We start from the raw sequence: 14,064 nt of genomic DNA on the forward strand, positions 1-14,064 counted from the left end.
ATGAGGATGAAAGCGGATAGCCGTTGGTCCGGCATGCAAATGGTAGAGAGCGGGCGTGTGGCGCGAATCCCCCGCAGTGGGGATTTTGATTCGCCCAAACGGGTCAGGCGCGGTCAGGCGCGCTCACCCATTTGGGTGAGTCCGCTGAAGAAAGGAAGAAAGGACGCTACGAAGCCAGGCAGACGCGCCCGTGCAGATGCACGAGTTCCATCTGACTGTGCGTGTCGGTTTTCCGGAAGATCTGCTTGAGATGACTGCGGGCGGTATTCTCGGAAATATGCAGCGCGAGCGCGGCATTCGCAATGGAATGTCCCGTCACGATCAACGCGTTCATGCGTGCCTGTGCAGGGCTCAGCCCGAACTGACGCACGAACGCGCAGTCCGTGTGGTCGTCTTCGGCACAGGCATTGAGCGCCGTCACGATAGCCAGGTGACGCGTTTCGCCGAGCTCGGCGCGGAACACCGGGCCTGCGTTGCGCACCGCGACCACCGCCGGCGCCGCGCATCCCGGCGCGGACAGCGACAGCACATGCGCGGTCTGCGCGTCGTCGAACGTGCGGGCGCGGGTGGCGCTGACGATTGCGTCCTGCAACGCGCGGTCGTCCGCGCTGACCGCGGCGACCAGCCGTCCATGCTCGATGCGCAAGCCGGCCGCGCCCTCGCATGCGCGCTTCGCACCGTCACTGCCGAACACGAGCTGCGCGTGTTCGTCGACCAGCATGGCCGCGCGCGCCTGGGCATTCACCATGCTCGTCAGCGCACGATTCATGTCCTCGGTTTCGCGCCGCCGCCAGCGGATATCCAGCGCCAGCGTCAGATGCGGCAACAGCGCCGCGAAGGCATGGCGTTCCCGCGTGCCGAAGCGCGGCTCCTCGGGTCCGCGATGCAGATCGAGGGTGTAGACGAGCGCATTGCGCCGCGCGATCACGCCGCATAGCCGGTGAAACAGACCGTGCGGCAGCAGCATGCCGCGATAGAAATCCGTCTTGACGAGCTCGCGATTGGAAAGCAATTCATCGCCGGACAGCACGCGGCCTTCGCGATAGGCATCGCTTGAAAGAAACCACGGATTGTTCGCTGAATGATCGGCCAAGGCTTCGCACAGGCGCGGGTCGGGTGGCGCGGCGTACAGCGCGCGCGCTTCGCGCGTGGCGAAGCTGTGTTGCGCGAGCGCGGCCCAGCGCACCTGAAACTGCGCCCTGATGCGCGCCAGCACGCCTGACCAGGCCTCGTCGGAGTCGCCTGCGGCGTGAACGTGATAGATGAGATCGTCGCTTGCAACCGGTGCAACGACGCTGGGCATCAGCGGCGTCATGGCGACTCCGTTGCGCAGAGTGAAGGTTGCGGGAGCCTCGGAGTACGGCTCGGTTCGAGCTTCGTCAGTCTTGGCAGTCTGGCCTGCAAGGTCAATCGGAACAAACCCGGCAGGCGCATTGCGGCTGGCTTGCGGCAAGGCTTCTTTAAGCGAATAATCGAGCGCGTCAGGCGCGGGCCTGATCGGCCGGCGAACCGTCATGCGAATCAAACGCGACTATCAATCCTGGGTGGCGAACGAAACACTGGAAGATTACGCGTTGCGCTATGCCGCAAGTTCGTATCGAAAGTGGTCGCCCGCGCTGCTCGCCAACACCGCGCTCGGCGGCATTTCGTTTCTCGCGCTCGAAGCCATCGGCGCGAGCATCACGCTCAGCTTCGGCTTTCACAACGCGTTCCCCGCCATTCTCGTGGTCTGTGCGCTGATCTTTCTGGTGAGCGTACCCATTGCCTTCTATTCGAGCGAAGCCAATGTCGATATCGACCTGCTCACGCGCGGCGCGGGCTTCGGCTATGTCGGCTCGACCATCACGTCGCTGATCTACGCTTCCTTCACCTTCATCTTCTTCGCGCTCGAGGCCGCGATCCTGGCGCAGGCGCTCGAACTGGCCGTGGGCATGAACATCGTGATCGGCTATCTGCTGTCATCCTTGCTGATCATTCCGCTGGTGTTCTTCGGCGTCACGCTCATCAATCAGCTGCAACGCTGGACGCAGCCACTGTGGGCCGTTTTGCTCGTCGCGCCGTTTGTCTTCGTGCTGGTTCAGGACCCCGGCGTGCTGCATCGATGGGCTGCGTTTCGGGGCGTGAATGCGGCGTCGCAGGGTGCGGGCATCGACTTGCTGCTGTTCGGCTCGGCGGCGGGCGTGCTGTTTTCGCTGATGGGGCAGATTGGCGAGCAGGTCGATTATCTGCGCTTCCTGCCCGATCGCACGGCGAAGAACCGTCTGTCGTGGTGGTCCGCGATGCTGGCGGCGGGCCCCGGATGGATCGTGGTCGGCGGACTCAAGCTGTTGGCGGGCAGTCTGCTCGCCGTGCTCGCGTTGCAGGACGGTGTCTCGCCCGTCGATGCCGTCGTGCCCGTGCATCTGTACGTGACCGCGTACCGGCATGTGTTCGATAGTCCCGCGCTCGCGCTGACGGTTGCCGTGGTGTTCGTCGTGATCTCGCAGGTGAAGATCAACGTGACGAATGCCTATGCCGGGTCGCTGGCATGGTCGAACGTGTTCGCGCGGCTCACGCACTATCATCCGGGACGCGTGGTGTGGCTGGTCTTCAACGTGATGATCGCGTTGCTGCTCACGTTGCTCGGCATCTTCAAGACGCTCGAAACCGTTCTGAGCGTGTATTCGAATCTCGTGATCGCGTGGCTCGGCGCGCTGGTCGCCGACCTCGTCGTACTTAAGCCGCTTGGCGTCAGTCCGCGGCGCATCGAGTTCAAGCGCGCGCACCTGTATCAGGTGAACCCGGTGGGCTGCGGCGCGATGCTGATTGCCTCGGTGGTGTCGACCTGCGCGTTCGCCGGCCTGTTCGGCGATGTCGCGCGCGCGTATTCCGCGTTCCTCGCGCTGCTGCTTGCATTCGCAAGCGCCATTGTCATTGCGTATGTCACGGGCGGACGCTACTACATCGCACGCGCCGATGTTCGCTATGCCGACGTGCCGCGCAACGAACTCGTGCGCTGCTGTATTTGCGAGCGAGACTACGAAGCCGCCGACATGGCGTGGTGTCCGTTCAATCAAGGCTCGATCTGCTCGCTGTGCTGCGGGCTCGACACGCATTGCCGGGACCGCTGCAAGCATCCGGATGCGGGCGTCGCGCCCACGATAACAGTCGACACGCCGGGACCCGGCACCCTCGCGCCGCATTTCGGGCGGCGCATCGGCCGCTTCTTCGGACTGTTCGTGATCGCGGCGACGGCGACCGGCGCGGTCTTCCTGCTTTCGTTCCGCCTGATCGATATCGCGGGCGAATTCGCCCGCGCGCAGATTGAAGGCGTGCTGCTGCACACGTATGCGGCCACGCTGCCCTTGCTTGCTTTCGGCGCGTGGTGGATCGTGCTGTCGCAGGAAAGCCGCGAGCTTGCGCAGGCCGATCTGCTGCAGTCGTTGCACAACCTCGAAGCCACGCGCAAGCATCTCGTCGAATCGGAGAAGATGGCGTCGCTTGGCGGTCTGGTGGCGGGCGTCGCGCATGAGATCAATACGCCGGTCGGCATCGTGGTGAGCGCGGCGTCGTATCTGCGTGACCGGACGGAGAGTGTCGGCGGGAGTCTGGCGCGCCAGGAACTGACCGCCGACGCGCTCGATGCTTTTCTGCGCGACGCGGGTCAATCCACGCGCCTCATGCTGTCGAACGCGGATCGTGCGGCGCGCCTCGTGCAGAGCTTCAAGCAGATTGCGGTCGATCAGGTGAGCGAGGCGCGGCGTCACTTCGATCTCGGCGACTATATCCGCGAGACCGTGGTGAGCGTGGAGCCGAAAATGCGTGGCACGCGGGTGTCGCTGCGCGTTGAATGTCCCGCGGGGATCGTGATGGATTCTTTTCCCGGACCGCTTGCGCAAGTGCTGACCAATCTGATCGTCAATTCACTCACGCATGCCTTCGCGCCGGGCGAGACGGGACATATCGTCATTTCGGCGCAGCGCAGGGGCGACGAGATTGTCATCGAACATGAGGACGATGGCTGCGGCATTCCTGATGCGCTGCACGAGCGCATTTTCGAACCGTTCTTTACGACGCGTCGTGGCGCGGGCGGCAGCGGCCTCGGCTTGCATCTGGCCTATGCGCTGGTGGCGCGCGCGCTCGGCGGCACGCTTGAAGTGCGCAACGCGACGCCACGCGGCGCGGTGTTCGTGCTGACCTTGCCGCGCGTGGTGCGCGTGCCGGACACCGCGGCGCCGGGCTTGAGCGGAGGCGCGTCATGAGCGCGTCGACCTGGTTGCGCAGCGCGCCGCCTCCGGTCCACGCGTTGAATGACGGACCGCTTGCGCCACCGTGGCGCGTGCTGCTGGTGGACGATGCGCCCGAAGTGCATGAAGTCACGCGTCTGGTGCTCGCGGAAACGGCGTTCTCGGGCAGGAGTATTGAGTTGTCGAGCGTGCATTCGGCTGCCGAAGCGCGTGCGTGGCTGGCTGCGCATCCGGGTACGGCGCTGATCCTGCTCGATGTCGTGATGGAAGCCGACGACGCCGGTTTGCAACTCGTGCGTCACATCCGCGAGGTGCTGCGCGACCGTGACGTGCAGATTGTCCTGCGCACTGGTCAACCCGGCATGGCGCCCGAACGCGATGTGATCGCGCGCTACGACATCAACGGTTACTACCTGAAGACCGAATTGACTGCGCAGAAGCTGACGTCGATCGTCGTGACTGGCCTGCGCGCTTACGAAACGATCCGTACCTTGCGCGAGGCCAATGCACATCGCGAAGCGCCGCATGCGGTGGACGGCGCGCGCCGCGAGCGTATTGGCGCTGAACTCGGGGAGGCGCTGCGCCAGGGCGCGGTTACGGTGCGGGCGTTGCCGCAGGTCGAACTGAACTCGGGCGTGGTGCGCGCCGTCGAGTTGAAGTTCGAATGGATGACGAGCGAGGGGCTGCTCGACACCACGGGCATTGCGGCGATGATCGACGATGATGCGCTTCTTGGATCGCTCGATGCATGGATGCTCGAGCGCGCGTGTGCGTTGGCGCGTTCCTATCGCGATGCAAACAAGGCGGGCGCGCCGCGTGTATCGCTGCCGCTGCTCTCGATGCGGCGCGATGACAGTCTCACGCAAGCCTTCGTTATCAACATGAGGGCGGCGGGCATTGACGGCCGTGCGCTCGATCTGCAGGTCAGCAGTGAGACGCTTGCTGCGCGCCGGCTTGCTGCACGCGGGTTGCAGGGGATGGGCGTGTCGATTACGTTGACGGATCTTGGCCTTGATCGCATTGCGCTTGCTGACTTGCGGGCGCTGCAACCGGACCGTATCAAGATTCACGAGAGCTTTGTCAGGGACGTGACGCGTGACGGCGAGCGTGCGGTGGTGGCGCGGGCCATCGTTGCGCTGGCGCATACGCTGGGTGTCGTCGCGATTGCGGAGGGTGTGTCGAGCAGCGAGGATCTGCAGTTTTTCCGCTGGGAAGGATGCGATCTCGGGCAGGGTGACGCGTTTGGCGATAGTTGAAAGCGATAACGACGAAACAGCGAATTCACGGAGCAATTCGCGCCGTGCCAACCGAGGTTGTCCTATGCAGACCGTGCGGCAGCGCGTAGCGCTGGGCCGGCGCTTTCAATGGCTGCACCAGATTGTTGAGCGGTGCGATGTCACGGTGGGTCCGCGATCCAAGCCCGGTGTGGCCTATGAGGGCACTTGCTACTGCAGGGCCAGAGACGGGGTTCTGTGCTGCGCCCGTGTGATGACTTTGGGCGGGAAGAAAAGCTGCTTTCTTTGGTGACTTTCTTTGCAGCCGCAAAGAAAGTTACCCCCGCCCCGGGGAGGGGCAGTGCCAATATACCGACGCGAACACGGGCAATCCATGAAAGAGCATGTTCGTGTGCAAAGCTAGCCGCAGCAAATCCACGAGCTGCGCAAATTTCAATGCGCAAGAATCCCCATAGCCTGCTTCTTGAGCTCAAGAAAATGCGGATCAAACGCGACCTGCGGCGTCCGAGGCCGCTCCAATTCGATCGGCACATCCAACGCGACCCGCCCGGGCCGTGATGACAACACAACAAGCCGCGTCCCGAGCAGAATCGCCTCATCGATATCATGCGTGATGAACACGATCGTGCAATGCAGCTGATCCCATAGCGAGGTCAGAAACGTCTGCATGGCGCTGCGCGTTTGCGCATCGAGGGCGCCGAAGGGCTCGTCCATCAGCAGGACCTTGGGCTTCATGACGAGCGCGCGGGCGATGGCCACCCGTTGCTGCATCCCGCCGGAAAGTTCATAGGGCTTATGCCGCGCGAAGTTCTCGAGCCCGATGGTCCGGAGGATGTCAGCGGAGGCCCTCCGCCGCTCGGCCTTGGAAACCGAGTGAAGCGAGAGACCGAACTCGATATTTTCCTCGACGTTGAGCCACGGGAACAATCCAGCCTGCTGAAACACGACAACACGGTCTTCGCCGGGCTGATCCTTGATTTCGCCGTCGATATGAATGCTGCCGCGCGAGGGCGAAGTCAGACCTGCGAGAAGATGCAGCAAAGTCGTCTTGCCGCAGCCGGAGGCTCCGAGCACGGTGACGAACTCGCCGCCTTGAAACTGCAGATTGATGTTCTCGAGGGCGGAGGTTCCGCCGAAGGTCTTGTAGAGCGAATCGATGAGGATAGTCAAGTCCGTCTCCTGCCTGGCGAATAAATGGTCAGCAGCACGCTAAAGCGTTCCAATCCAGCCCCCTCAATGAGCCAGCGATTGCGAATACTGCGGCGCGACATTGATCTCGAAGCTCGACGGCACCGTCTGGATGCGACCGATCGAATTCAGCACCTTGGCGGTATTCACGAGCGTCTCATACGTCGCCGAGGTTTTCACGCCGGCCCCCGAGCCCATGACGTTCGGCGTGGTCTGATCAGCGCCGGAAAAAAGCTCGTAGCCCGCCAGCTCGCTCTTCGCGACATCCACGCTGACGCCGGTCTGGCGGGCCATCTCGGCGATGGCCTTGTCCGGGTCCTTCTTCGTGATCTGATAGCCCTCGTCGAGCGCGGCGACGAAGCCGCGCACGAGATCCGGGTGAGCCTTCGCCCAGTCCGCGTTGGCAATGCAGACGTTGTAGCTGGACGCGCTGCGCGGCAGATCGCCGTCGGTCTTGATCGCCTTGCCGCCGGCCGCCCGCAACGCGCTGAACACGGGATCCCAGACGATGGCGGCGTCGATCGAGCCCGTCACCCACGAGGTGCGCATCTGCGGCGGCGCCATGTTGATCTGGGTCACCGACGTGTAGGGAACGTGTGCCTCGGCGAGGAACGTCGCCAGTTCGAAGGAGGCCTGCGAGCCCGCGACGATCGCGATCTTCTTGCCCTGCAAACCCGCCACGTCGCGGATGCCGCTGTCGGACTTGACCACGATGCCGGCCGCGTTCGTGTACCGCTCCTGGTTGTACACGATCGTCATCGGCAAGCCCTGCGCGATCGCCGTGACGAGCGGCGGAACGCCCAGGCCGCACATGAACGACAGACTGTTCGACGCCAGCGCGCTCATGGCCGCCGGACCGGAGCTGAAGAGCTTGTAATCGACATCGGCATTCATGTGATGTTCGAAGAGGTGCTCCGCCATCGACACCATGTAGGGGTCGGCGCCGTTGTCCTCGTAGCCGATGATGACCTGCGGTTTGCCCTGGGCACCGGCGGCGCCGGCGTAGAGCACGCTGCCGATCAGCAGGGCGGCGGTCACGGCTTGATTCGGGCGTTTCGTTTTCATGTCTGGTCTCCGTTGAGGGTGTGGGTTTTCAGTCGTGCCCGCGCCAGGGCACGATCCAGTTTTCGAGCTGCCGAATCACGAGTTCCATGGCGTAGCCGATGACCCCGATCACGATGATGCCCACGATCACGACGGCCACCTGCAGCGCCTGCCCGGCGAACTGCACGAGCCAGCCGAGGCCGCTGCTGGCGGCGATCAGTTCGGCGGCGACGAGGCAGGTCCAGGCCACGCCGATCCCCACGCGCATCGAGGTGAAGATCTCGGGCATCGCTGAAGGCAGTACGATCCTGCGGAAGATTTGCGCGTTGGTGGCGCCCAGAGTGCGAGCCACGGAAATACGCAGCGGCGGCGTGCTTTTGACGCCCGACATGGTCCCGATGATGATGACCGGGATGGTGCCGACGAGGATCAGAATGGCCTTCGGCAATTCGCCGATGCCGAACCACACGACCAGAAGCGGGATATAGGCAAGCGGCGGCACGGGACGGATGAACTGCAGCAGCGGGTCGATGATGTCGAAAACGATTTTGCTGCGGGACATCAAAAGCCCGATGGGCACGCCGATCGCGACGGCGCCGACGAAGCCGACGATGATGCGAAAGCAGCTGATCAGGATGTCGCCGATCAGCGACTGGCCGCCATAGCCGTTGCGCACGATGTCGACGAACGCCAGCCAGACCGCCACCGGCGAAGGGAGCGCGAACGCGGGAAAGACGCCGGCCATCGATATGGCCTGCCACAGCAGGACCGCAATGATCAGCACGGCGCTGGTCAACCAATAGGAATTCAGGCGCGGGCGCAGGCGACGACGCCGTTTGGCCTCTGGCGTGCGCGGCGCCGGGGCGGGCTCGATCGTCTTGCCATGGTCGGGTAGGGCTCTCACTCTCACTGCCGTCTCCTCAGTTTCAGAATCGAATGTCCGGGACGCAGCGTGCGCCTCGACATGCCGTCGGAGGCGCACACCGGTGAATCACGCGGGCTGGCAGGGGCTCAACCATCCCGCAAAAGGAAAGCTATTCAAGAACACATAAGCAGAGAGCGGGTTTGATTCCCGGAACGGTATGCCAAAGCGCGGTTGGCCAAAAAAGACTCGGCGGCGGCTTGCACCTTTTTGAGGCTTTCCCGGGGCATTCGATTGCAAACTCGCTGGTTTGATCAAGCATCTTCAAACAATAATCGAGCCGGTAGTGCCAGGCTGAAGGATCTGATAGGTCCAGCCGGGGTGGGATCTGGAAGCGGGGTGCGCAAACGTTGGTCGCCTGGAGCGCCGGCCTGTACGGGCGGATCCGTCCGATTGGCGGCCTTACAGCCCGATCGAGCCAGCGCGTTCGAGGCCCGCCGTCCCGCTTGCCCTTCCCTGCAGTCCCGGCGAGCTCGTGCTGCACAGCGTTCCGTTAGAATGGCCGCGCGCGGCGCCCCCTGTCCGCGAACTGGCCTCCACGCGCCTGCGGGATGAAAACGATCGCCCGATGATCAATCTGCGCCACATCGAAGTCTTCTACGCGATCATGCAAACCGGCTCCGTCACGGGTGCCGCGCGCTTGCTCAACGTCACCCAACCGGCGGTCAGCGCGGTGCTCAAGCATCTCGAGAGCCGCCTGAGCATGCCTTTGTTCGTGCGCGCGCATGGACGGCTGAGCCCGACGCCGGAGGCAAGGATGCTCCTGCCGGACGTCGCCGCCATCTTCGAACGGCTGGGTTCGGTGGAGCGGCTGAGTCAGGACCTTGGCCGGCGGCTGGCGGTTTTTTGATAGACGCGCTATGAATACGCCGCAAATGACCAACCTCTGAGCAGGCCTTGGTCAGCCGAATCGGATGAACAGATCGGATGCGAGCGCAACGTCGAAACCAATCTTCACCACGTGGCATGAATCATGAAACAGCGTGTACGGACGAAACTCGTTCAAAGGCGAATAGCGCAATGGCACGCGGTCTGCAAACTCGCAGCCGCAACGAAGGAATATGCCGGACATGATCATGGCGCGCGGCCACGGCTCGCGGCAATCTATCGTCAGCACAAGAAGTTGTTCGATCGACTCGCGTACGCCTGACCAGATAAACGCCTCGCATACGCTGGCTTCTGTCTTGCGACGCGCCAACGCATTGCTGGCGGCGCCAAAGTAACGGGTCAGGCTGAAATCATGGCAACTTGTGCCGGCGCTCCCTGCATAAGCAGGCGCTCAGCAAACAACTCCGAAGCGGTGTCGATAATTTCCTGATAGTAATGTTTGATTCGCCGTGGAGCGTGGTGGTCCCACGCATCCGGATGGAATGTCCGAAAACACTCGATGCCATTCGACCGGAAGTGCCAAAACGCTTTTGGTTCGACCTTGATACGCTGACGATCTGGAAGCACAGCTTTCAACGCGCGATCGTAACCGTGGCCGCAACCGAAGATAATCAGGTCTGGCTTCAGTAGCTCGATTTCAAATCTGACGGCGGCAACTGAAAAATTGAACAGGTGCGCGGAATGCGCGATCGATGTCCGTGAGTAGCCGCGTTTCGGGCGATGCCAGTCCATCTTCATCAGATTGTTCCAGCAAACAGCGGCTCGATTGCCGCCGGTGAACGCATCGGCAAACCGCTTCCACTGCCTTAGAAACTCGCTATTGCCCGTGCCACTGAGGTGCTGATCCTCATAACGAGCCTTCGCGACATCAATGCCGTCCGGGCGCTCGTAAAATGCTCCCAGCTTGTCGAGCCAACCGTTGGTTTCCTTTCCGATGAACATCACGCGCACGGGGGCGTCGAGGTAAGCCTGAGAAACGTTAAGGAGAAATGGCGCCGACAATTCGTGAAGATATGGAACGAAGCCGGTCTCAGCTACGGCGAGCACCTCGGCATAGTAAGAATCCAAGACTGCTTGAACACTGTGCTTGATCATGATTTCAGCGCAATTCCATGCGGAGAAGGAGGCCGACCGTCCGCGAGTTATCAGTTGGATGCCGATTGTGCCATGAATGAACTGGATGGATTGCATGCTTGAGGTTTGGCTTTCGCTTTCGGCCTTGGGTTTGGCTCTTGAATTTTAGCTTGCCGCGACGCACTCCTCGAGTGAACTGTTGTCCGACCCAAAACCATTCATGGCCCGTCACGTCCCATGCCGTGTCCGATCGAATCGTCGGTCATATCCGGCTGTTTATCCGCAGCCTGTGAAGCCGCTGACGGGCGCTACTTTGATTCACGGCTCTCCGAGTTAATTGATTACGGGATCGCCCGGTTTCTATACTGCACGCGCAGACAGGCGACTGGCATTGAAAGACTGACTGGCGCGGGCCGAATGCAAGCATGGGGATTGGCTTCGAACACTCGCCCTGGCGCGTCGTCCGGTTCTGCGACTTCGCCACCTGGAGCTATGTAATGAACAAATTCTCAAGACGATGTGCCGCCTGCGCAGTACTGGCGATGGCAGCTTCGCAAACGGCGCTGGCGCAGCATGACAAGGCGGTCGATCAGGCGAACACGGCCTGGAACGCGGCGTTCAACAAAGGCGATGCTCAAGCGCTCGCCGCGATGTACCACGAGAAGGCAGTGGTCTCGCCTGGCAACGGAACGACCGTTCAGGGACGCGCCGATATTGAAAAGCTTTTCAAAAGCTATTTCGACGCCGGCGTCCACGACCATACGATTGATGTCGTACAGGCAAAGCGCGTCGGCAATGTCATGTACGAGACCGCGAACTGGACGGCTATCGCGGAAAAGGATGGCAAGAAGACCCCATACAAAGGCGTTCTGGTGAAAGTCATGACCAAGAGCGCCGATGGAAAATGGAGCACGACCGCGCATACGTGGAACGCGGCGCCGTGAGTGAAGGGCGAGCCGCGACAGAGTGCGCTGACTGAAACGCGTGTGACTGAAACGCGTGTGACTGAACCGGATGCCCGTGTGATCAACATTCACCACGGGCATCTGTTGAGTCAGCGTTTTCCTTGGCTATCAGGGAAAGACCGGCGCTCAGATAACCTCTGGAATGTCCATCCTGCAAGACGCTGGAGACGATCTTGCAACTGTGACGCGAGCCGGCATCGTCCTCAGCCGGTGCATGACATTCACGATCCGAAGTTCTGCACGCTTGCGTACCTGCCGGTCATTCTTTGGGGATTGAGATATCCGGAGCACGCGAAAGCTTTGAAGACGTGACCGAATTGAATCAGGCGACCCTTACGGCTCATGTGAAGATCTACGGCGGAGCAGGACTCGACGAGTTCCTCCTCGACTCAAACGCCGTGCGCGCGCCGAAGCGATAGTCGAACGCGCCGACCAACATAACCTGCGCTACTGTCGCTAAGCGGCCTGATCTTGAGAGGGTGGACGCTGGCGCAGTCGGGGGCCGGCGAGACAGGCCGCATGGGCGTCAGCGGGTATCAGCGCCGATACAGAGCCACCTCAAGGCAGCGCTTGACGCTCTCGCGGAAGTCTCGTGAATTTCAACGAAACATCGCCCGTACGAGGTGCTTACAAAAGTTTTCGCTTTACCCGCCGTTAATAGCAGTCTGTCAGTCAAATTAAAAGAATGAGCACAGATGAGCACCTGCATGTCCGCCCAGACCATGGCTTCCCGGGCGATTGCGCCGATCATCACCGTCACGCTGGTCGCAACCTCGCTGCTATCCGGATGCGGCGGTAGCGACGGACAGCCGGATCCCCTCGCGACCTACAAGAGCCAACACATTGCCTGGGCCCCGTGCAACGCGGAACAGACCAGTGGAATACCCGCGCTCACGGTGAGCGCGCTGGGTTCGGACCTGAGTTGCGGGGAACTCAAGGTGCCGATGGACTACGCGCATCCCACTGCGGGCGAACTCACCATCGGCGTCATGCGCGTGGCCGCGGCCGCACCGAAGGAGCGCGTCGGCGCCATCCTCTTCAACCCCGGCGGACCGGGCGGCGACGGCTATCAGTTCGGCGCGCTCAAGGCGAGTCTGGCGCGTCTCGTCAATCCGGCGAACGGCGGGTACCGCGGTCTTTACGACATGTCGCGCAAATTCGATTTTGTCGGGTTTTCGCCGCGAGGGGTTGGCCGGAGCACCCGGCTCGAGTGCTCGATGTCCGCCTCTTTCCAGCACCTTGAGTGGCTCCCGAATCATCTGACGCAGGAGAACATCGACCGCGTGCTCTACAACGACCGGCTCTATGCCGAAGCGTGCAGTTCAGTGCCGCTCGCGCCGTTCATCAACACCGACGCCACCGCGCGCGACATGGACGTCCTGCGGGCGGCGCTCGGCGACGCCAAGCTCAACTACATCGGCTATTCCTACGGCACGCTGCTCGGCGCGTGGTATGCAGCGTTGTTTCCGCAGCAGACGGGACACATGGTGCTCGACAGTTCCGTGGACTACGACATGCCGTTGCCGCTGCAGTCGCAGGCCGTCGCGCAGCAGAAGCTCTACGACGACACCATTTCGCTCTACGCCTTCACCAAAGTCGATCAGGTCGCGCTGCCCAATACGCTGTCAGGCATCCGCTCGATTTTCACGGACGCGCCCGACTGGTCGCGTTACTTCCTCGCGTACCACCTGTATCAGGTGATGCCGTACCACAGCGCCGTCGACGGGGTGATCGTCGTCATGGCTGCGGCCCACGCGATCACACAGACGAGTGCACTGCACCTGACGCCCGATGACTACTTCGAGGCGTTGTCCCAGCGCGTCTACTTCCCCTACGACAAGCACTTCGACGATGCCGCGAGAAAGATCGCAACCGATTCGACTTCCGAGTACTACGAGTCCGTGACGGGCGATTACTCGCACACCTCGGCGCCGACGGACTGGGTCAATGCGACGGTGCGCTGTTCGGATGCGCCGGTCTCGACGAACCCGGCGTACTGGGTCAGCCGCGCGCAGGTCATCACGCGTGAAGCGCCGATCGCCCGCAGTTCCGATCTGGAAAATCCGTGCATCTTCTGGGGGCCGGTCACGGTCGCCAAGCCGGCGCTGTCGAGCGCAGCGAAGTCGGCGCCACCGATCCTGATGTTGCAGGCCGAGAACGACATGCTGACGCCGCTGGCCGGCGCGCAGGCCACTCTTTCCGCCTTGCCTTCCGCGAGCATGATCCTCGTGAACGGCGAGTACACGCATGGCTTGTTTCCGTACGGAACGGCCTGCGTCGATACGAACGTTGCCAATTACTTCCTGACCGGCGCGATGCCGCCACGCAACACCGCTTGTGCAGGCTACCTGCTGCCGGGCGTGGTGGCGGACGCATCGGGCGCTTCCGATACCGGGGGTGCCTCGGCCAGGCGCGCATTGGGCAATTCGTTCACCGATCCCGAGCAGGCCCAGGACATTCTCGAGCGTACCCGCGCGATCATGCGGGCGCACGGTTGAGCCTTCTGCTGCAATCCTTTTCAT

11 protein-coding genes are annotated in these 14,064 nt (G+C 62.3%); 5 read left to right on the forward strand and 6 right to left on the reverse strand.

The genetic code is table 11. The features are described from left to right. Window positions 1-166 precede the first annotated feature (166 nt). Window positions 167-1,315, reverse strand: coding sequence for a helix-turn-helix transcriptional regulator (locus QCE63_RS16435; RefSeq protein ID WP_309834442.1), 1,149 nt, complete (start codon window positions 1,313-1,315; stop codon window positions 167-169). A gap of 199 nt (window positions 1,316-1,514) precedes the next feature. Between QCE63_RS16435 and QCE63_RS16440 the strand changes: the two genes are divergently transcribed. Beyond that, window positions 1,515-4,241, forward strand: coding sequence for an ATP-binding protein (locus tag QCE63_RS16440; RefSeq protein ID WP_309834443.1), 2,727 nt, complete (start codon window positions 1,515-1,517; stop codon window positions 4,239-4,241). After that, window positions 4,238-5,482: an EAL domain-containing protein gene (locus QCE63_RS16445; protein ID WP_309834444.1), complete on the forward strand. Its 1,245-nt coding sequence runs from the start codon at window positions 4,238-4,240 to the stop codon at window positions 5,480-5,482. The genes QCE63_RS16440 and QCE63_RS16445 overlap by 4 nt, the downstream gene beginning before the upstream one ends. Window positions 5,483-5,893: 411 nt before the next feature. On the opposite strand, the gene QCE63_RS16450 is transcribed toward QCE63_RS16445, so the two are convergent. The 3 genes from QCE63_RS16450 to QCE63_RS16460 all read right to left on the reverse strand — a co-directional run bounded on the left by QCE63_RS16450 (window position 5,894) and on the right by QCE63_RS16460 (window position 8,597). Beyond that, on the reverse strand, window positions 5,894-6,631 hold the full coding sequence (locus tag QCE63_RS16450; protein ID WP_309834445.1) for an ABC transporter ATP-binding protein: 738 nt from the start codon (window positions 6,629-6,631) through the stop codon (window positions 5,894-5,896). 63 nt (window positions 6,632-6,694) lie between these two features. After that, window positions 6,695-7,714, reverse strand: a complete 1,020-nt coding sequence (locus QCE63_RS16455; protein ID WP_309834446.1) for an ABC transporter substrate-binding protein — start codon at window positions 7,712-7,714, stop codon at window positions 6,695-6,697. Between the two features lie 28 nt (window positions 7,715-7,742). Continuing rightward, window positions 7,743-8,597 (reverse strand): ABC transporter permease, encoded by an 855-nt coding sequence (locus tag QCE63_RS16460; protein ID WP_309834448.1) that lies wholly within the window; start codon window positions 8,595-8,597, stop codon window positions 7,743-7,745. Window positions 8,598-9,090: 493 nt separating this feature from the next. On the opposite strand from QCE63_RS16460, the gene QCE63_RS16465 reads away from it, so the two are divergent. Then, entirely contained in the window at window positions 9,091-9,465 is a 375-nt protein-coding gene (locus QCE63_RS16465; RefSeq protein WP_309834449.1) for a LysR family transcriptional regulator, read from the forward strand. A 51-nt stretch (window positions 9,466-9,516) separates the two neighbouring features. Here QCE63_RS16465 and QCE63_RS16470 read toward each other — a convergent pair whose 3' ends face one another. Together QCE63_RS16470 and QCE63_RS16475 are read right to left on the reverse strand one after the other, a co-directional pair. Next, window positions 9,517-9,813, reverse strand: coding sequence for a hypothetical protein (locus tag QCE63_RS16470; RefSeq protein WP_309834451.1), 297 nt, complete (start codon window positions 9,811-9,813; stop codon window positions 9,517-9,519). Window positions 9,814-9,842: 29 nt separating this feature from the next. After that, window positions 9,843-10,694 (reverse strand): hypothetical protein, encoded by an 852-nt coding sequence (locus tag QCE63_RS16475; protein WP_309834452.1) that lies wholly within the window; start codon window positions 10,692-10,694, stop codon window positions 9,843-9,845. Window positions 10,695-11,074: 380 nt separating this feature from the next. On the opposite strand from QCE63_RS16475, the gene QCE63_RS16480 reads away from it, so the two are divergent. Both QCE63_RS16480 and QCE63_RS16485 read left to right on the forward strand, forming a co-directional pair. After that, window positions 11,075-11,521 carry an SgcJ/EcaC family oxidoreductase gene (locus tag QCE63_RS16480; protein ID WP_309834453.1) on the forward strand — a complete coding sequence of 149 codons (447 nt, stop codon included), beginning with the start codon at window positions 11,075-11,077 and terminating at the stop codon, window positions 11,519-11,521. Between the two features lie 728 nt (window positions 11,522-12,249). Continuing rightward, window positions 12,250-14,040 carry an alpha/beta hydrolase gene (locus QCE63_RS16485; protein WP_309834454.1) on the forward strand — a complete coding sequence of 597 codons (1,791 nt, stop codon included), beginning with the start codon at window positions 12,250-12,252 and terminating at the stop codon, window positions 14,038-14,040. Window positions 14,041-14,064 lie beyond the last annotated feature (24 nt).

Source organism: Caballeronia sp. LZ065 (assembly GCF_031450975.1).
Classification (GTDB): domain Bacteria; phylum Pseudomonadota; class Gammaproteobacteria; order Burkholderiales; family Burkholderiaceae; genus Caballeronia.